The following is an 18,777-nucleotide window of genomic DNA, read 5'->3' as shown; positions in this document are numbered from 1 at the left end:
CGCGTGACCACTACCCTCACGTCCCGTACGGGACAGACGTTGCAGGACAGCGTCGGGCGGCACGCCGCGGACCGGCCCGACCACCCGGCGGTGGTCGCCGGCACGACCGTGCTCAGCTACGGCGAGCTGCACCGGCGGGGCGGACGCACCGCAACCGCGCTGGCCGCTGCGGGGATCGGCCCCGGCTCCCGGGTGGCGCACTTCGGCCGGGACTCCGAGCTGTACTACGAACTGCTGCTCGGGTGTGCCCGGCTCGGCGCGGTGCTGGTGCCGATCGACTGGCGCCTGACCGGACCGGAGGTCGACCACGTGCTGCGCGACTCCGGCAGCGAGCTGGTCTTCGTCGAGCCGAGGCTGACCGGGGTGGTGGCCGGGATCGCGGCGGGACTGCCCCGGTTGCGCGCGACGGTGCCACTGGTCGAGACCGAGTACGCGCGGTGGCGGGACACCGACCACCCGGCCCCGGACCCCGGCCCGGTCGCGGCGGACCGGGACACCCCGGTGCTACAGGTCTACACCAGCGGTACGACCGGCGCGCCGAAGGGCGTGGTCCTCGCCCAACGTACGTTCTTCGCGATCACCGGGCTGCTCGCCGAGCACGGGCTGGACTGGATCGACTGGCGGGTGGACGACCGTAGCCTGGTTGCCCTGCCCGGGTTCCACATCGGCGGGATCTGGTGGCTGACCCAGGGGCTGAACGCCGGGATCACCAACGTGGTGCTGCCCGTGTTCGACAGCGAACGCGCGGTCGAACTGATCCGCGAGCTGGGCATCACCACGACCTGTCTGGTGCCGGCGATGCTCCGGCTGGCGGTGGACGAGCCCGGGGTCACCCCGGCCGACTTCGGCTCCGTACGCAAGGTGGTCTACGGCGGCTCACCGATCAGCGAGGCCCTGCTGCGGCGCTGCCTGGACATGTTCAACTGCGAGATGGTGCAGATCTACGGGCTCACCGAGACCGGGAACACGGCGGTCTGCCTGCCCCCGGCAGAACACCGCCTGGACGGTACCCGGCTGGCCGCCGCCGGGCGTCCGTACCCGGGTGTCGGGCTGCGGGTGGTCGACGGCGACGGCGCGGACCTGCCGACCGGGGCGATCGGGCAGGTCCTGCTCCGTACCCCGGCGCGGATGGTGGAGTACTGGAACCAGCCGGAGAAGACCGCCGCGACGCTGGTCGACGGGTGGATACACACCGGTGACGCCGGTTACCTGGACGACGAGGGTTACCTCTTCATCCGCGACCGGATCAACGACACGATCATCGTGGGCGGCGAGAACGTCTACCCGGCCGAGGTGGAGAACGCGATCAGCGGTCATCCCGCGGTCGTCGAGGCAGCCGTGGTCGGCGCTCCCGACCCGACCTGGGGCGAACGGATCTGCGCGTTCGTCGTGCTGCGAGCGGGACAGGGTCTCACCGCTCCCGAGCTGACCGCGTTCCTCCGCGAGCGACTGGCCCAGTTCAAGATCCCGACCAGTGTCGAGTTCGTCGACACCGTACCCAGGACGCCCAGCGGCAAGATCCTCCGGCGAGCCCTGCGGGACCGGCTGTGGGCTGGCCGGCATCGCAAGGTCAACTGAGGGGAAGCATCATGGCGATCACGTACGCGACCCGGGCCGCGCTCAACTTCGGCCGGTACCAGCGGCGGACCGAGTACCTCGCGATGCGCGGCGACCACGCGGCGAACCTGCTGCGGGTACGGCAGCCCGGCGATCCCTTCCCGATCTACGAGCGGATCCGCGAGCAGGGCGAGGTGTACCGCAGCCGGCTCGGGGTGCTCTGCACCGTCTCCCAGCCGCTCTGCCGATCGGTGACCACGGACGCGCGGTTCGGGGCGCTGCCGCCGGCACCCGGCCGGCCCGACTGGACCGTGGGACGCGACGACCAGACCCGACTGGTGCATCCGATCGAGCGGTCCCTGCTCTCCCTCGACCCGCCGGACCACACCCGACTGCGCCACCTCGTCTCCCCCTGGTTCACCCCCCGGGCGCTGAACGCGAGGGCGCCCCGAATCCGCGCGATCATCGGGCGGCTGCTCGACGGCGTCGCGGACCGAGGCGAGTTCGACCTGGTCAGCCAGGTGTCGAAGTACGTCCCGTTCGAGATCCTCCGGGACATGATGGACCTCTCCACCGACGACCGGGACCGGCTGATCTGGTGGGCGGGTGTGCTCGTCAACGCGGTCGACGGTCCGCACACGATGACCGAACGCCGTGCGGTGCACACCGCGCTGGTCGAGATGACGGCGTTCTTCGCCACGCTCGTCGCACAACGTCGACGGGCGCCGGGCGACGACCTGGTCAGCGCCGTGGTCCGGGACGCAGACGACGAGGAGGCCGTCGCCCTGCTCGGCCTGGTCTTCATCGCGGGACAGCCGACCGCGGCCTGCCTGCTGAACAACTGCGTACGCCTGCTGCTCGAACATCCGGAGCAGAAGGAACTGCTGCTGGCCGACCCCGACATCGCGCCGAACGTGGTCGAGGAGTCACTGCGGTACGACCCCTCCGGTCGGCTGATCGTACGGCTGGCCGCCGAGGACGCGACCGTACGTGGGCACGACATCCCGGCCGGCTCGATCCTGATCCACTTCATCGCGGGAGCCAACCGCGACCCCGGTGTCTTCACCGACCCGCACCGGTACGACGTGACCCGGCAGAACAGCCGCGAGCACGTCACCTTCTCCGGCGGCGCGCACCACTGCATCGGGGCGGGCCTGGCCCGGTTGCAGGCGGAGATCATGGTCGGTGAGGTCTTCACCCGCTTTCCCGACCTGCAACTGGCGGGGCGGCCCCGGATGAGCGCGACCCGGGGTCACCGGAGCCCGACCACACTGCCGCTGCGGGTCGGCCGGACCCGGTCCGTGCCGGGCCCGAGCCGGAACGGGTGACGATGCGCGCCGACGAGGTCCGACAGCGTTACACCACCCCGCTCACCGCGCCCGCCTACGCCCCCGCGATCCCCCGGTTCACCAACCGCGAGTACCTCAACATCTACTACCGCACGGACTTCGAAGCGGCCCGCGCGGTCACTCCGGAACCGCTGGTGGTCGAGGACCCGATCGTCCGGTTCGAGCTGATGAACATGGGCGACGTGACGGCGTACGGGCCGTACGTCGAGGCGGGCCAGGCGGTGGCGGTCAGCTTCGACGGTGAGCGGGGCGAGTACCTGACCGCCATGTACGTCGACAACTTCCCGGCGATCGCCATCGGCCGGGAGATCAACGCCTATCCCAAGGTCCTCGGCACACCCCGGCTCTACGTGGACCAGGCGGCCCTGGTCGGCACCCTCGACTACGGCTCGTTGCGGGTGGCGACCGCCACCATGGGGTACAAGCACCACGCGTTGGATCCCGACGAGGCCCGAGCCAGCGTCACCGTGCCCACCTACGCGGTGAAGTACGTGGTCGGCTACGACGCCACCAAGCGGGTGTGCGAGCTGACCCGTACCCAGATCGAGGACGTCACGGTCATCGAGGCGTGGACCGGCCCGGCCCGGTTGCAACTGTTCGAGCACGTCCTCGCCCCGTTGGCGGACCTGCCCGTACGCGAGATCGTCTCGGCCACCCACATCGTCACCGACCTGAGCCTCGGCCCGGTACGGCCGGTGCACGACTACCTGGCACCGGACGGATAGCCCGGCGTCGGCCTACGAGTGGGCCCCGCCAATCTGGAAAAAAGCCGTCATCAGTACGCCGACGACCACCGCGATCCAGAAGTCCCGTTGCTTCGGGGCCGCCCGACCGGGACCGTCCCCGCCCTTGGCCAACTGTCGGTCGATGGCGCGGAAGCGGGCCTTGAGCAGAACGAGGTTCCAGACCGACACATCGAATGCCAGCAGCAGAATCGTCAGTACCACCGAGAGCAGGACTCCGTCGCCTCCGGGAAGCTCCGGCAGTACGAACCCGGACAGAAGCAGGAGCGCCAGACACACGAACGGCAGTGCCACCCACGTCATCATGACCAGGCCCTGTACGTCCCCGAGTTCACCGACGTCCACCTCCTCCCGGTTCGCGACCTTCGCGGTACTTGCCGTGATGTCACCCTCGCTGCGCCCCGTGATGCGGTTGTAGGCGCGACTCAACACGACAGGCACCCAGTACTGAATGAGTGGCAACCTCAATCTCCCGACCCGATCCCCATCGCGAAGAGGACGTCGATTTCACTGGCCACGTCGGCGCTCCCTCTCGTCAAACCAGCGGTCAACCGGTTCCATCTTCTTTCTCCGCGACCGACTTCGCATCTTGCCCACCACCGAGAGGTAGCGTCGCCGTCCCAGTACGGCGTTCAACAGGTAGTACAGAATCAACGCGAGGAAGGCGATCGACACGCCACGGTTGACTACCCCGAGCGCCAGAACAAGAAAGGTCCACAGCCGATTCGTCGGCCGACCGTACCTGCAGTCGGACCCACCGGAACCCGAACAGACTTCCCGGAGTTCGACCTTCTTGCCGATATCCGAGGGGCGCACAATGGATCGGCCGACGGTCCCATCAACGGTTCGGCGGCCAGCAACCGTCACACTGATCCGACATTCGTACCAGTATCCGTAGCCGTAGGTGCTGAGCGGCCCGAGCCGCTCACACTCCCTGACGTCGACAACCGTCGACTTCTCGGCACTGTTACCGCGAGCCACACCCGTTCCGGGGTAAAAACTTGTCAGCGTGGCGAACGTAGCGGCCACTACGATCCACAGCACAGAAGTCAGCAACCCGGCCATCACGAACCGTGCACGGCGCTCCACCGAACCCACATTCTCTTCCACTGCCTCAGCGCTGGCCTGACACGTTACCGGCCGGTCCAGCGCTCGGAGCAACCAGTGAATGCCGCGGTGACCGGGCTTACTCGGGCTGCCTCCTGATCACGGAGGGTCAGCTCATGTCGAGGGCGTACGCCTCCTCGCGTACGTCGGCGTCGGGGTGCCGGCGCAGCCCGATCAGCAGATCCCGCCACGGCGCCTTCCAACCGAAGCCGGCCCCGTGCCGGACCAGTGCCACCGCGAACAGCCCGCCGGCGAGGTCGCCACGTTCCGCCAGTCGCGTGACGGTCTCGGCAAGGGTCGCCGGGTCGGGCCACTCACGCAGGCCCCGTAGCCGGGCGCCGACGTGTTCGGCGGTGCGGGTCGCGAGAACGGGCCGACCCGTACACAGTCCGGCGATCTCGTCCAGGTTGTCCAGCCGGCCCAGGTCGACCAGCAGGCCCGTGGCCGTACCGGCGAAGGCGGGCTGGCCGGCGAGCCACCGCGCCGATTCGACCAGCGCGGCACGGTCGGCGTTGGCCGGCCGGTTCCCGGACCGGACCACCGCGCCGCGTGCGAGGAGTTCGATGCGGCGTCGGGCCGGGCGGTCCGTGGCCGGGTCGCCAGGATGATCGTCGTTGGCGTCGCGGTCCACGAGCCGGGCCAGCGCGGCGCCGAGTACCGGGTCGCCGCCGGCCCTCAGCAGGTTGGCGACCTGGAGGTGCACCATCGTTTCGCCGAGGTCGGTGAGCCGGTCCACGACCAGGTCGGTGATCCCGGTGAGCCACGGCGACCATTCCCCGAGCTGACCGAAGGCCGTACGTCGGACCTCCCGGTCGTCGGCGCGGCAGGCCGCCACGATGAGCGCGCCGTAGCGCGGGCGATGCCGTTCCGGGATCGTGGACGGGTACACGCCCAGCACCGCGCGCCGCTCCTCCCGGCTGCCGTCGACCGCCGTCCGCACGATGGTCCAGCTCGCCTCGGTCTGCAGCCGCTGCCGCGCGGCGGAGACGATCGCCGCGCGCACGTCGCGGTGCGCGTCCGGATGCGTGTACGCGTCGAGCAGCGTCGCCATCGCCTGCGATGGCCCGTAGCGTGCCAGCAGCCGGGCCGCCTCCTTCCGGCTCGTGACCTTCGCGGGACCGGTCACCACCCCGCCGAGCAGATCGGCCAGCCGGGACGGCGGGACGTGCCGGGCAGCCCTTCCTGCCGCGTACAGCGCGACCCGCGCCCGGTCACCGTCGGCGTACCGGAGCAGCACCGGCAGTGCCTCGTCCGGACGGTCGGTCCAGACCAGCGCGCCCAGCGCCGCCTCAGCGATCGCCACCTCCGGGGCGTCGACGTGGCGCAGCACCAGTTCGCGGCCTGCCCCGGGGACATGGCCGGCAGCCCGGATCGCCGCCACGCGCTGCCAAACCCCCTGCCCGGCGTCGGCGATGATCAGCCCCTGCAGGTCCACGAACCGGGCCTGCTGACGGGGCAGCCAGCGCTCGACGTGATGCGCCCAGGCGGGCACCCATCGCTTTCCCTGTTCCACGAACCGGCCGCGCGGGAGACGGTCCAGCGCCCGGTCGAGCAGGTCGGTACGGGAGGTGCAGATCGTCCCCCACACCTGGTGGATCGTCACCGCCGTCGCCTCGGTCCTGACCACCTCGGCGACCCGCTCGGAGCGCGTACGGGGATCGTCGAGCCACAGCTCGATCGCCGTCCGGGCCACCGAGGGCAGGGTGCGCGGGCCGATCGCCCGACGTAGCAGTTCCTGCAACTGCGGCAGCTGCCAGGCCCGTTTCCCGAGCGCGTGGGTGAGCGCGAAGAGGGGACCGTACCGGCCGCGGGCGATGCCGGCCTCGACCCAGCCACGCAGCCGCTCGAAGACCATCGCCTCCTGCCCACGGCGCAGGACCGTGTCGAACCGGCGCAGGACCGGGGCACTCGCGCCGGTGCTCACCAGGTCGATCGTGAGCAGCGACCACTCGCGCAGCTCCGGTACGGCGACGTGGTGCTGCAGGACGTCGGCGGCGAGCGTGCTCAGCGCTGTCGTGGTGGCGACGGAGGCGTCACGGGCGTCGACCGCGTCGGTGGTCAGCGCGGTGAGCCCGGCCGCCGTGTCCGAGGTGAGCAGCGGTGCCACCTTCGCCAACGCGGTGAGCGCGGCGGCGCGAACCGGATCCTGTTCGTTGCGCAGCCGGCCGAGCCGGCGGATCACCTCGGCCACCGCCTGCGGGTCGCGGGAGCGGCGGGCGGCCTCCGCGAGCAGCACGTAGCCGTGCGCCCGCTCGTCGGCCTCACCCGAGCGGAGCGCGACGTTCAGCGCCTCGGACGCCTCCGGCCAGGCGAGGTACGCACTCCAGGTGCGCACCTCGGCCTCCCACTCCCGGGTCTTCGCCAGGGCCAGGACCCGGGTCGCCTCGCGGATCCGGATCGCGACCGGCAGTACCTCCATGATCTCGGCAGCCGGTATCAGCGCGGCCGTGTCGGCGTCGGCCACGGCCAGGTCGTACAGCTCGGCACGGCGGCTCGGCGCGACGGTGTCCAGGAGCGCGGCCAGTGCCCGGCTGTTCTCACGGAGCCGGCCGGCGAGCGGCGCCAACTCCTCGGTCGGCAGTGTCGCGAGGCGACGCAGCAGGGCCGGTGGCAGCACGGTCCGCCGCAGCCAGGCCGCGCGGCCCGGCGTGGTGAGCAGGCGTACGACGCGACCCGCGTCATGTGCGGCGAGCATTCCGTACGCGGTGAGCGGGCCGGGCATCGACTCCTCGGGTGCGTACCGTTCGAGGAGGTCGAGCACCTGCGCGGGATCACACCGCAGCACCGCACCGGCGGCAGTCGCCCAGACCCTTCCGCGCAACTCGGGCGTGGCCGCAGCCAGCCGCTCGCGCACCCGGTCCAGCAGCGGGTCCGGGTGCCACCGGACCAGCCGCTCGAGGTTGAGTGCGTGCTCCAGGTCGGGCAGGAGCGCCCGTACCGTATCGGCGCCGCAGGCCGGCAGCAGCGCGGCGGCCTCCTCGTCGCCGACCTGGGCGCGGATCTCGCCGATCAGCGCGTCGGCGACGGCCGGCGCCCGCCTGCGGCGCAGGGCCCGATAGACGCGGCGCCGCTCCACCGCCGGCCGGTCCACGTGACTGCCGACCGGGATCCCGGCCCGCACCGCCGCGATGAGCGCCGCGCTCCTGAGCGACGGATCAGGGTCACGCACCGCAGCGGCGATGCCGTCGCCGTCCCGGGTCACCATCGCGGCGACCAGGGCGAGATGCCGTTCGTAGGACCCTTGCTCGCGCAGGTCGGCGCAGACCCGGGCGCGGTCGGGGGCGGTACGCGCCCATTCCGCGAGGCGGTTCATCCGCCTGTCGTACGGCAGCGGATCGAGCGATTTCAGCAGGGTACGGGTGGCGGCAAGCACGGCGATCATTGTGCCCCCGTACGCGTCCGGACGAGATCCATTATCGACCCGCTCGGCGACCTCGGACGGTCGACGGGCGAAGGGTGCCCTCGGCGGCGTCTACGGCTGGCACTGCTCGGCTCCTCGATCCGAGATCACGCTGGTGGTCTGCCAGACGCCTTGCGCGTTCTGCACCAACCTCGTGTTGTAGAGCACGTAGTCGTCCCCCGGATCGTCGGGGTTCGAATAGTCGACCTTCCCCGTCTTTCGGTCCTTGATGTACGACTTGGTTTCGTCGGAGCAGTAGATGAGTCCGGCGGATCCGTCCTTGTTGAAGCTGACCCTGCGGTCGAAGAAACGGGTGACGCCGACCCAGGTGTGACCCTTGTCCAGGTATCCCTGGACGAAGGTGACGGAGCCTTCCAGGGCCCTGTCCGTGCTGTAGAAGCCGATGGCCGGAGTCTGTGATCCCTTGAGAATCGCCTCGTCCATCGAGCTGACCCACTCCGCGTTGTCGGCCAACACGGCGTCCTTCTTCGGATCACCGGTGTGCTGCCCCTCGAAGACGTTCTCCGTCCCGGCGGGAAGCGTGATCACCGGCCGTTGGGCCGAGTCGGTCGCCGTAGCCGGGGTCGCGGTGACGCTCGGCGACACAGTGCCCCCGGGCGTCGCACTGGCCGACGGATCCGCCTTTTCCACCCCGTCCGCGCCGGCTCCGCCGCAGGCGGTCAGCAGCACGACCGCCGATGCGGCGACCGCGACGGCAGCCGGAAATGAAGCACGGGCCATGTTGGAGTCTCCTTCGAGTTGTGTGTCGAAACATTAAATTACACGACATGTACTTTGCCCAAAAAAAACCCGGTCCAACCCACTAGATCCCTGCGGTACGGCCGCCGGTCGCGCCCGGCGCCGCCTCGAGGATGCGTCGCAACTCCTGCATGTTCTTCTTCATACCCACGCTGAACAGCCGTTCCGCGAGACCTCCGAGGTGAGCGGCGGGCCCGGGCAGCCCCTGTCCGCTGATGCTGCCGTCAAGGATCAGTCTCGTTCCGGCCGGCAGCGACTCGAACCGGTACCTGTATCGGAACGGCGTCGGACCGTTGATCGCGGCGAACGTGACCTCCTCGTCCTGCCGGTAGGAGGTCATCTCGACGTCGTTGTGGGCGCGCCCACCGGGCAACGACCGTACGAGGTGGAAGCGGGAGCCGTCGGCCGAGGCGGTGACCTGCTCCACCGCCTCGTACCAGCGGGGCATGTTTCGGAAGTCGGCGAGAAACGCGAACACCTCCGGAAGGGGGCGGCCGATGTCCAGCGAGATGTGAAAGGTCATTTCCTGCTCCTTCAGTTCTACGGTTCAGTTGAGTCGAGTTCGCCAAACGGCATCAGCGGGAAATCATGCTGGGTCCCGTACATCCGTCTCTTGTCGGTCGGCTTCCGCGCGCCGGGCGACGGCCTGGCCGGCGGGCAGGTCGCGGACGAAGTCCCACAGGAAGCCGCGAATCTGGCCGAGGTCGCGTTTCTCGGCCGCCGCGTCGATCGACCGGTAAAGGTCATCCTCGATTTCCGCGACCCGCCGGCACAGGCGGGCGCCCTCCTCGGTGATGGACACCTCGACATGGCGGCGGTCGTGCATCGCCACCTTGCGGTCGACCAGGCCAACGGCGACCAGCCGGTCGACGAGCCGGCTCGGGCTGTTGCCGCTCTCGCAGACGAGCAGCTCACCGAGGCCGTTGAGAGTGAGCGGACCGCGGTCTTCGAGGATCCGGATAACCTCGGCCTGGGACGGAGTGAGGCCGAGTGGCCGCAGCGCCTGTCCGAGCAGACGATTACCTTCGCGTTGAGCGGCCAGGATCAGATACCTGAGTTCCTCGGCGGAGCGCACGGTCGACCTCCCGTCGTTCGATGTTCCCCGGTCACAGCATTTAGATTACACGACATACGTGTCGCGTCAAGCGATGGCCCGCTGTCGGCCTTCAGGGCGAGTTGGAGAAGGGTCGTGGCCAGGAACAGCGGCCCGGCGAGCACACCCGCCGCGAGCAGGACAGGGGTGAGGCGGGGCGGCCTTATACGTGTGCCGGCGGCGGGTTCGGCAGACGCGCCGACGGCGGTGGTGGTGGTGGTGGTGAGGGAGACCTGATTTTCCAAAGCTGTCGTTACGGGTTCGGGACTGTCGTCGGTTCCGCGTCCGCCGGATACCAGCGGAGTTCGACGGTGTTGCGGTCCGGGTCCTGGACGTAGAGGGAGAGGCCCTCGCCCCGGGCGCCGTAGCGGCCCACCGGTCCTTCGAGGACGGTGAACACACCGGACGCGATGACGTCGTGCCAGTCCAGCGGGTCGACCACCAGGCAGATGTGGTCGACGTTCGACTCGCCCCGGCGGCGGTGGACCAGATCGATGATGGTGTCCGGGCTGATCCGGACGGAGGGGAAGCCGACCCGCCCGGCCCGCCACTCGTCGACGCGCATGGGTTCGAGGCCGAGCGTCGCGCAGTAGAAGGCGAGTGATCGCTCGACGTCCTCGACGTTGAGGACCAGATGGTCGAGTTCCCTGACCCGCACGGTGCTCACTTTCCCTCCAGGGCCCGCGCCTGGCGCAGCCAGTCGACGAAGAGCGGCTCGTCGACGTCCCCGGTGGTGGACAGCCGTACCGAGGCCATCTGCCGGGCCCCCGGGATCAGACGGCCGGAGAGATCCGTGACCTCCTGGCCGCGCCACAGCCCGAAGGTGACGTACGAGGTGTAGGCCTTGAGCAGGCAGATCGGCCGTTGTCCCGGGGCCTCGCCGAGGCCCCACACCGGGTGGCCGTGCCACATCACCCCGGTCGCGTCGGTCAGCGTCCCGTCGATGACCGGGCGGACCGCCTCGGCCGTCTCTCTCAACGGTGCGTCGAGTCCGGCCAGGAAATCGTTGATGCTTGTCGCCTTCATGATCTTTCCTTCTCGATCTGTGGGGAGCCCCGGTGCGGGCGCGCCATCGCTGCCTGCCTGTCCGGTGGCCCCGGTGACGCCCCTAACGATTCGCGAGACGGCGACGCCGACCAAGCCATGATCGGATTACGATCGTTGAACCGGATTCAACGAAAGAGCGGCGGGATGCTGGAGCGCCACGAGATCGAGACCTTCCTGACGCTCGCCGAGGAGCTGCACTTCGGTCGTACCGCCGAACGCCTGCGAGTGACCACCGGCCGGATCAGCCACGTCATCAGGAAGCTGGAACGGCGGATCGGGGCGCCGCTGTTCGAGCGCACCAGTCGGGTCGTCCGCATCACGCCCATCGGCCGGCAGTTGGCCGACGATCTGGCCCCGCTGGTCGAGCAGATGGACACGGCGCTGCGCCGAGCCGTAGAGGCGGGCCGTGGCGTGACCGGCCAGCTCCGGGTGGCGTTCCTCGGTGAGTACCTCGCACCGGTGCTGCTCAAGGCGGTCAAGTTGTTCACCGCCCGGCACCCCGACTGCGACGTGGACGTACGCGAGGTGCAGCTGTCCAGCTCACGGGCCAGCCTGTTGGACGGCTCGATCGACATCCTCGTCGCCTCGTACCCGTTCGACGGTATGGCTCGCGGGCCCGCGCTCATGGTGGAACGGCGCGTCCTGGCCGTCGCCGCGACCCACCCGCTGGCGGATGCCGAATCGGTCTCGCTGGAGGTGCTCGCCGACCATCCGGTGGTCCAGTACCCGGCGATTACGTCGGCGGCGTTCAAGCGGGACCGGACACCCGAGCACACACCGGATGGCCGCCCCACCCTGAAGGGCCCGCACGGCAACACCTTCTCCGAGATGCTGTCACTCGTCGCCATGGGCCGGGGCGTGCTGCCGGTGGGCGAGCAGACCGAGCGCTACTACCCTCGCCCCGACATCGTCTACGTACCGATCCACGACGCCCGGCCGATCGAACGAGGACCGATCTGGCTGGAGGCGAACACGACCACCCGGATCCAGGAGTTCGTCCAAGCCACGACGGACGCCAACCCGCCGATCCCCCAACCGGCAGTGCCGAACGGTCCACATCTGACAACCGGATAGACGCCGCCGTGGTGGTGCGGCGGCCATCAGCGCCCCGGGCCGACGGGTTCGTCCGGGTCGAAACTCCTGGTGTACGCGTCCAGGTCACGGAAGCGCGAGGTGTCCAGCCAGCGCGTACCGTCGGTGTCGACCGCGCACCCGGCGTTGCGCAACCGTTGGGCGATCTTGTGGATGTTCACCAGGTGCTGCTCCGGATCGCTGGTGAACCGGACGACATCGCGGCCGCCCAGGTGGGCAAACGGTCGCAGGTTTCCGATCTCGACCACGAGCGTCCGGTCGCGCCGCAGTGCGAGCGCCATCCCGGCCTCGAACAACACGTTCGGGCGGCTCTGCCCCATGGCCATCCGCTCGTGCCGGTGGTCGTCCGGATGCTGCAGGTCGGGATGGAGCACGGCACCGTCGTCCGGGGTGAGGATCACGACGGCCGCCTGATTGTCCGCGAACGCCTGCTCGAACACCTCGCCGAGGAACGGGACCGGCTCCCCGGTCCGGGCGACGATCTCATTCCAGTCGTACGGGCGCAGGTCGAGCTCCCGGAGCAACTCGTACACCGTCCGGGCAGCCTGCCCGTCCCGACCGTGGATGACAAAAACGTTCCGCTCGGTGCGACCCGCCGGGGCAACGGCCGGGTCGGGGTCCTGCGTGGGAGCGGGCGGTACGGCCGCACCGGTCCACAGCCAGGCACTGCCCTCGAAGGTCTTGTTCCGGACCTGGCACGGCTGGAACTCGTCGGCGGTCAGCCCGGGATGCCCCTCGCGGACGACGTCGAGGTGGAGCCGGTCCGAGATCGCGGCGACGACGTCCGCCTCGGGATGGTGGACCGCCAGTGCGCGCAGTGGTGCGCTGTCGAGCAGGCGCCCGACCTCGATGACGGTGCCGCCGCTGAACCCGATCGCGCTCGCGGCGATCGGACCGGCGGCGACCGAGAGCCGCATCCGGATCCGGGCCTCGGGATGCGCCGCGTTGTCCCGTACGAGTTCGGCACGCCAACCGTGCAGCAACTCGGGCAGGATCCGGTGCACCTCCAACCCGGCCGGAAGGACAACCAGCATGCCGTCCCCGGCATCCTGCCGGTCGGTGTCGTGCAGCCGCAGGCCGGTCCGCTGGACCACCCGCTCGACCAGTGCCGCCACCCGGGTCTGCACCACCGCCTGCTGCTGCGCGGATCGGCTGCTGTAGCTGATGACGTCGATACCGAAGCCGATCCGGTGGTCGTAGCGCTCGCTGCGGGAGGCCGGCGGATCGAGCAGCGGCGGGTTGAGCACCGGTGCCCACGACGGTACGGGCGGCGCTGGCGCCGTACCGGTGATGGCCCGGAGCCGCTCGGCCCGCTCACGGGTCGCTTCGAGGTACTCCGCGTCGTCCTGGAGCTGCTCGGTCAGCCAGTCACCGAGCACCGCGTCGGTGGGCATCCGCTCGGTCAGCAGCGCGCCCATGTCGGCGCGTGCGATGTCGACACTCCGCCTCATCCGGCGCAGCCGCTCCAGCACCGCGATGAGTTCGGCCTCGTCGGCGGCGAGCGCGCTCGCCTCGGTGGCCCGGTCGGCACCACCGGAGGAGGTCCGCAGCAACTCGGTCAGCCGGTCCAGCCGCTCGCCCACGCGCTCGCGCAGCCGGCGCAGTTCCCGCCCGTCGCCGTACACCCGGGAGTGGTAGCGAAGCTTGGCGGCATGCATGAGGTAACGGGCCAGCGGCGGGAGCGAGGTCTCCCCCTCGTTCCAGGTGAACCGGCTGAGCCGGACGTCCTCGTCCGGACGGGCGAGCACCACGAGTCGCCGGTGCGGGTGGTCGCCACGCGGGGTCGCCTCCCAGACCGCAAAGTCGTTCACGGTTCTGGACTGCGTCCACCAGGCGGCGGCGTCATCGTCCTGACTGGGCAGGGCGGCGCGGATGTCGACCTTCGCCGGGTCGGCGGCCTTGGCCTGGTAGACGGTCGCCACCCCGAGCAGCGCACCGAGGTCCCGTCCGGCCAGCAGCCGCCACCAGCGGGCGAACTCCGGCCAGGTCGGCGGTGCCGCGGACCCGATACCCCGGCGGGACCGGGGCGGGGCCGTCGGCGACGCCATGGCCAGCGACACGCTGAGTACGTCGTGTTCCTTGCGGACGAGCGCCTGGAAGGAGAGCGGGTCCTGCAGTCCGGCGAGCGCGCCGTCCGGCTCGGCCCGGGGGTCCTCCGGCCACCGGGTGCTCAGCCAGACTCCGGCGATGGCCCGGGTCATGCCGAGGTCGTCCCGGCAGTCGCTCCACAGCCGGCGGAGCTGACTCAGGGCCGTCTCCGCGTACGGTCCGGTCAGCGGTGCGAACAGGTGGGCGATGAACTCCTGCTCAACGGGCTGGTTCGTCGCCACGGTCATCCCTCGTCGGTTCCGCTCCGGTGCGCTGGCGCGAGCGCTCGTCGACGAGCCGGTGAACCAGCTCGTTCTGTCGCTCCAGGGTTTTAGGTTGGATGCCGGTGACGGCGGCACTACCAACCCAGATGATCCGCTCCGGCCCGTTCAGCTCCAGATCCGTGATCGCCTCACGCAGACTGTCGCCGTCACCTGCGGTGAGAGCCTCGTCGACCCGTTCGAGGATCTCCTGGAGCCGTGCCCAGCGTTCCGGGGTCAGCTCCCACAGCACCAGGTCACGCAGCACGTCCAGGGCGTCTTCGACGGTTTCGGCGTCAACGGGCTCGAACCTGTCCATCCGGCCACCGTGGTCACCGGGCCACGGCCCCTGGCCCCCCACTAGTTTCCACCCACTGGCTGCTGTCCGGCTGTCGGCATGGTCGGCCCCGTCCCGCTGATCGGCATGGTCCGTTCCAACTCACTGATCCGCATGGTCCCTTCCGTTCCACTGGTTCGACAGCCGCGATGGCACATAAGCGGGCGGCGGACGCCGTGGTCCGTCAGGGGCCGATGTGTACGTGTGCGGCCCACATCCGGGGCCGGCGGGCGTAGCGTCTGCACAGCGCCGTTACCGCCCGGTGGACCGCTTCGGCGGGTGGGGTGTCGTGCAGCGACGTGTAGATCACGTCAGCCATGGTCAGCGCGACCCGGTCGGTGACCGGCCACAGGGTGCCGATCACATGACGGAAGCCGGCGAGGTGGAACGCGGACGACAGGTGGATCACCTCGTCCGGCAGCACGTCGCCGGCCGTCGCCGTCGAGCAGGCCGACAGGTAGGCCAGGTGTGCGTCCTGTCGATTCAGGCCGATCAGCTGCCGTACCGTGAGTTCGCCGCCGGTGAGGGCCAGGTAGCTCTCCGACGGATCGGCCGGGTTGGTGAAGCCGTGGCAGATCAGGTGGGCCCATTCGCTGTCGGCGAGGGCGGCCAGTACGCCGTCGACGGTCGCCTCACCGTCGACGAGCACCCGTGCGGCGCCGGCGAAGCTCTCCCACACCTTGGTCGTCTCGGCGGGCGCGGACAGGAAGGCGCCGTGGGGCGAATCCGCGACCGCGACGACAACGGGCGCCCGTACGGCCCGTGGCGGGGTCACGGACTCGGCGGACCGGTACGCACGCAGCGCCGCCGCCGTCGGCAGATAGGAGCTGACCACCTGCTCGTGGACGCTGCTCCCCGGCTGGTCGGCACATCCGGAGGCGTGCAGCGGCAGGGCGACCAGCGGGCCGGTCGGCACCCACCAGACACGTGCGGGACGATCCGCCCGCAGGGCGAGCCGGTCGATCACCGGGCCGGTGAGGTGCTGCCAGAGCCATTCCAGGGTCTCGGTGAGCAACCCGTCGTGTGTGCTCGGATCGGTCGCGGCGGACAGGGCCTCGGCCCGCTCCCGTACGGCGTCGACACCGAGGGTGGGTAGCGGAAGCAGGTCGACTCCGTCGGCGTCGAGCAGCAGCGCGTCGCTGCGGAACCGGGAGACGTTGACGAGGACGATGGTCCCCTGCCCGGGAGCGGGGAGGATGGCCCCGATCTCGGGTGGCTGGAGGAACCCGCCGAGTCCGGGCAGGGCCCGGATCCGGGCGACCGTCTCCTCCCACTCGTCGGCGAGGCGGTGGCGCAGGTCGGTGACCGGATCCGCGCCCCGAGGGTCCTGGATCAGCCGTCCGGTGTTGTCCGCGTCGAGCAGCGCGCCGATCCGGCTGAACCGGTCGGCGAGGTCCGGGCGGAGCGTACGGACCCGGGTCAGGTCCTGCCGGGACTGCAGGGACTGGGCCAGCAGCACCGCCCGTCCCTGCTCCAACAGGGCGACCGCCCGGTACGGGTCGCCGGTCTCGATCGCGGCGGCTGCGGCGTCGCGTACCGCTCCGTTGAACCGGGCGAGTTGGGACTGCCTGCTGGATCGCGCGATCCGTTGTCCGGCGAGCCGGACCACCAGGGAGACCGCCTCCGCGAGGCATTCCAACGCGGCCGGCCAGTTGCCCGCTGCCGCGAAGATCTCACCCGCGCCCATCGCGCTCGTCGCCCGTACCGGGGTCGGCGCGGCCCGTACGCCGGCGGCCCGACGGTGCGCCCACGCCGCCTCCAGACGGTCCGACTCGTCGCCGGTGATGCCGAAGCGGACGGCGAGCGCCGCGCCGAGGTTCTTCAGGGCCACCGCGGCCCGCGCCGGATCGGCCGGCAGCGGGTCGATCGCGGATCGCGCGGACGCCACCGCGGCGCTGGCGTCCTCGGCCCGGCCGGAGTGCAGCGCCTTGCGCCGCTGGGCGTTCGCCAGGTTGCTGAGGTACCGGCTGCGCAGCGGGTGCGCGGGGCCGGCCGTCGTCACCGCCTCCGTGCAGTACGTGATCGCGGCGTCGATGTCGACGGGGTCGCCGGTGCGCTCGAAACGCAGGGTGAGGGAGGCGCCGAGGTTGCTGAGCCAGCCCGGCCGGTCGAGGTGTTCCGGACCGGTGGTCGACACGGAGGCCAGCTCGGCGGTGATCGCCGCGTCGAGGTCCACCAGCGCGCCGGTCCGCTGGAACCGGGTCACCCGTGCGGTGGCCATCGCGGAGAGGTGGACCCCGTGGCCGACGTGCCCGGGTGGGCTCGCGGCCACCGCCTCCTCGGTGACCCGTACCGCCTCGTCGATGTCCTCCAGGTCGCCGAAGTGGTTGAACCGCATGATGAGCGCCTGACCCAGGTTCGAGTGGTGGCCGGCCCGGTCAGCCGAGCCGCCGGCTGCCCGGACCGCGTCCCGGAAGGTCTGTACGGCACGGTCGAGGTCGGCCCGGTCCCCGACGTGACCGAAACGTTGGCCCAGCGCACCGCCGAGGTTCGACAGGTACGCGGCGCGCAGTGCCGTCGGCTGCCGGCCGAGGACGTCCGGCTGCCCGACGACCAGGTCCATCGTGTCGATCGCCCGGTCGAGGTAGGACCGCTCCCCCGTGGCCAGGTACGCGACGCTGTAGGTGTTGGCAAGGTTGGACGGCCACTCGGGTCGTTCTGTCGCACGTGGTGCCTCGCGCAGCGCCGCCTCCCCCGCCTCGATGGCCTCGTCCAGGTGCGCCCGGCGCTGACCGACCACGAACAGGACCTGCAGGATGACCCCGAGGTTCGACAGCAGCCCGGCCCGCTCGACGGCCGGGAGTTCGCCGGCCAGTGCCCGCCGGGTTACCGATGCCGCCTGCTCCAGGTCGGCGGGATCGCCCAGGTGCTCGAAGCGGGTACGCAGGGCGTCCCCCAGATTCGCCAACGCGTACGGATCTCCGCCGGCCGCCGCACGGGACAGTACGTCGACAGCCTCCCCGATGAACTGCCGGTCGTGCGTCAACTCGAAGAGGTTGGCCAGCGTCCCGCCCAGCATGTTCAGCACCGAGTCCCGGATTTCGGCCGTCACCCACGGCATGGTCAGGTCGGCACGGCGCAGCAGTTCGGCCGCTTCCCGCTGCCCGGCGAGGTCGAACCGCCGCTCCGGGTCGGTCACGATCGCCATGGCGGCCGAGATCATGGCGAGGAACTCGTCGGGGTCGGCGTACTCGCGGGCGGTCATCTGCGTCTCCGATCGTGAGTGCGGAACGGAGGAGGCGAGGGTCACGGGTCGATTCGGTCCGTGGTGACCGAGAGCGGGTGCCGTGTCGGCACCGGTCGTCATCCGATCCCGTCTAGGCCCTCACCAGCCATATGAGACAGCCGACGACGTGCGCACACTTCTTCATCTGATGGGTTGTCGGATTCATGCCGAGGGATCTGTCCGGCACGTCGGCGGAAGGGCTAGCGTTGCGCTCCGGTGGTCAGCGGTAGCAACCCCCGCCGAGAGAGGAAGGCACGAAGCACGGCCTCCTGATCAGCGGTCAGAGGTTCTCGTGGCAGATCGAACACGACCGGACCCTCCCGCCAGAACAGGTAGGCCTCCGGCCGTTCCTCCACCCGGCACACGGCCTGCCAGCCCCAGCGCGACGACGTCGCCTCGGTGCTCGACTCCAAGCCCTCGTCCGTGATCAGGTAGGTGCGGGGATCGGACCAGGATGCCGGAACGGTGACGGCCGCCTGGAAAGTCCGCCAGGCCCTCAGCGGCAGGACGATGGCCAGCACCAGGGCCACGAAGCCGATGACGGCTGCTCCGCCCTCGGCCTGCGAGAACAGCACCAGCAGTGATCCGACCACGGCCGCCGCGACGGCAACGAGAAGGATCTGCCGGACCTGGTGCCTCGCGGCCGCTGTCAGCTGGCTCCGGAAGTACTCGGGACTCCGGCTGTGGGTGAACTCGATGCGCACTCGAGGATCGTATGA

At 70.4% G+C, this 18,777-nt stretch carries 16 protein-coding genes; 4 read left to right on the top strand and 12 right to left on the bottom strand.

Going from position 1 to position 18,777, the window contains the following annotated elements; translation table 11 throughout:
- Nucleotides 1-3: 3 nt before the first annotated feature.
- The 3 genes from ACWEFB_RS06545 to ACWEFB_RS06535 are packed head-to-tail and all read left to right on the top strand — an operon-like array spanning nucleotide 4 to nucleotide 3,631.
- Nucleotides 4-1,578 carry a long-chain-fatty-acid--CoA ligase gene (locus ACWEFB_RS06545; RefSeq protein WP_452282877.1) on the top strand — a complete coding sequence of 525 codons (1,575 nt, stop codon included), beginning with the start codon at nucleotides 4-6 and terminating at the stop codon, nucleotides 1,576-1,578.
- Between the two features lie 11 nt (nucleotides 1,579-1,589).
- Entirely contained in the window at nucleotides 1,590-2,885 is a 1,296-nt protein-coding gene (locus ACWEFB_RS06540) for a cytochrome P450 (RefSeq protein ID WP_452282875.1), read from the top strand.
- Between the two features lie 2 nt (nucleotides 2,886-2,887).
- The gene (locus ACWEFB_RS06535) at nucleotides 2,888-3,631 is read left to right on the top strand and encodes an acetoacetate decarboxylase (RefSeq protein ID WP_452282873.1); all 744 of its coding nucleotides are present in this window, start codon (nucleotides 2,888-2,890) and stop codon (nucleotides 3,629-3,631) included.
- Nucleotides 3,632-3,643: 12 nt separating this feature from the next.
- On the opposite strand, the gene ACWEFB_RS06530 is transcribed toward ACWEFB_RS06535, so the two are convergent.
- From ACWEFB_RS06530 to ACWEFB_RS06495, 8 genes are all read right to left on the bottom strand, one after another.
- Nucleotides 3,644-4,081 carry a hypothetical protein gene (locus ACWEFB_RS06530; RefSeq protein WP_452282871.1) on the bottom strand — a complete coding sequence of 146 codons (438 nt, stop codon included), beginning with the start codon at nucleotides 4,079-4,081 and terminating at the stop codon, nucleotides 3,644-3,646.
- Nucleotides 4,082-4,156: 75 nt separating this feature from the next.
- Nucleotides 4,157-4,747, bottom strand: coding sequence for a DUF6346 domain-containing protein (locus ACWEFB_RS06525; RefSeq protein WP_452282869.1), 591 nt, complete (start codon nucleotides 4,745-4,747; stop codon nucleotides 4,157-4,159).
- Between the two features lie 118 nt (nucleotides 4,748-4,865).
- Nucleotides 4,866-8,138, bottom strand: a complete 3,273-nt coding sequence (locus tag ACWEFB_RS06520) for a hypothetical protein (protein WP_452282867.1) — start codon at nucleotides 8,136-8,138, stop codon at nucleotides 4,866-4,868.
- A 90-nt stretch (nucleotides 8,139-8,228) separates the two neighbouring features.
- On the bottom strand, nucleotides 8,229-8,897 hold the full coding sequence (locus ACWEFB_RS06515) for a hypothetical protein (protein WP_452282865.1): 669 nt from the start codon (nucleotides 8,895-8,897) through the stop codon (nucleotides 8,229-8,231).
- An 82-nt stretch (nucleotides 8,898-8,979) separates the two neighbouring features.
- Nucleotides 8,980-9,438, bottom strand: a complete 459-nt coding sequence (locus ACWEFB_RS06510; protein WP_452282863.1) for an SRPBCC family protein — start codon at nucleotides 9,436-9,438, stop codon at nucleotides 8,980-8,982.
- A 63-nt stretch (nucleotides 9,439-9,501) separates the two neighbouring features.
- Nucleotides 9,502-9,990: a MarR family winged helix-turn-helix transcriptional regulator gene (locus ACWEFB_RS06505; RefSeq protein ID WP_452282861.1), complete on the bottom strand. Its 489-nt coding sequence runs from the start codon at nucleotides 9,988-9,990 to the stop codon at nucleotides 9,502-9,504.
- 271 nt (nucleotides 9,991-10,261) lie between these two features.
- Nucleotides 10,262-10,675 carry a VOC family protein gene (locus ACWEFB_RS06500; RefSeq protein ID WP_452282859.1) on the bottom strand — a complete coding sequence of 138 codons (414 nt, stop codon included), beginning with the start codon at nucleotides 10,673-10,675 and terminating at the stop codon, nucleotides 10,262-10,264.
- Nucleotides 10,672-11,034, bottom strand: coding sequence for a DUF1801 domain-containing protein (locus ACWEFB_RS06495; protein WP_452282857.1), 363 nt, complete (start codon nucleotides 11,032-11,034; stop codon nucleotides 10,672-10,674). Before ACWEFB_RS06495 ends, ACWEFB_RS06500 begins: the two co-directional genes overlap by 4 nt.
- Nucleotides 11,035-11,199: 165 nt before the next feature.
- Between ACWEFB_RS06495 and ACWEFB_RS06490 the strand changes: the two genes are divergently transcribed.
- Nucleotides 11,200-12,129: a LysR family transcriptional regulator gene (locus ACWEFB_RS06490; protein ID WP_452282855.1), complete on the top strand. Its 930-nt coding sequence runs from the start codon at nucleotides 11,200-11,202 to the stop codon at nucleotides 12,127-12,129.
- Nucleotides 12,130-12,155: 26 nt separating this feature from the next.
- On the opposite strand, the gene ACWEFB_RS06485 is transcribed toward ACWEFB_RS06490, so the two are convergent.
- From ACWEFB_RS06485 to ACWEFB_RS06470, 4 genes are all read right to left on the bottom strand, one after another.
- Nucleotides 12,156-14,483 carry a CATRA conflict system CASPASE/TPR repeat-associated protein gene (locus ACWEFB_RS06485; RefSeq protein WP_452282853.1) on the bottom strand — a complete coding sequence of 776 codons (2,328 nt, stop codon included), beginning with the start codon at nucleotides 14,481-14,483 and terminating at the stop codon, nucleotides 12,156-12,158.
- Nucleotides 14,455-14,814, bottom strand: a complete 360-nt coding sequence (locus ACWEFB_RS06480) for a CATRA system-associated protein (protein WP_452282851.1) — start codon at nucleotides 14,812-14,814, stop codon at nucleotides 14,455-14,457. Before ACWEFB_RS06480 ends, ACWEFB_RS06485 begins: the two co-directional genes overlap by 29 nt.
- Nucleotides 14,815-15,016: 202 nt before the next feature.
- The gene (locus tag ACWEFB_RS06475) at nucleotides 15,017-18,037 is read right to left on the bottom strand and encodes a CHAT domain-containing protein (protein ID WP_452282849.1); all 3,021 of its coding nucleotides are present in this window, start codon (nucleotides 18,035-18,037) and stop codon (nucleotides 15,017-15,019) included.
- Between the two features lie 221 nt (nucleotides 18,038-18,258).
- Nucleotides 18,259-18,762 (bottom strand): YcxB family protein, encoded by a 504-nt coding sequence (locus tag ACWEFB_RS06470; protein ID WP_452282847.1) that lies wholly within the window; start codon nucleotides 18,760-18,762, stop codon nucleotides 18,259-18,261.
- Nucleotides 18,763-18,777 lie beyond the last annotated feature (15 nt).

Source organism: Micromonospora sp. NPDC004704 (assembly GCF_053601675.1).
The sequence above is the reverse complement of the archived record's forward strand: the minus strand, read 5'-3'. Positions and strand labels throughout refer to the sequence as shown.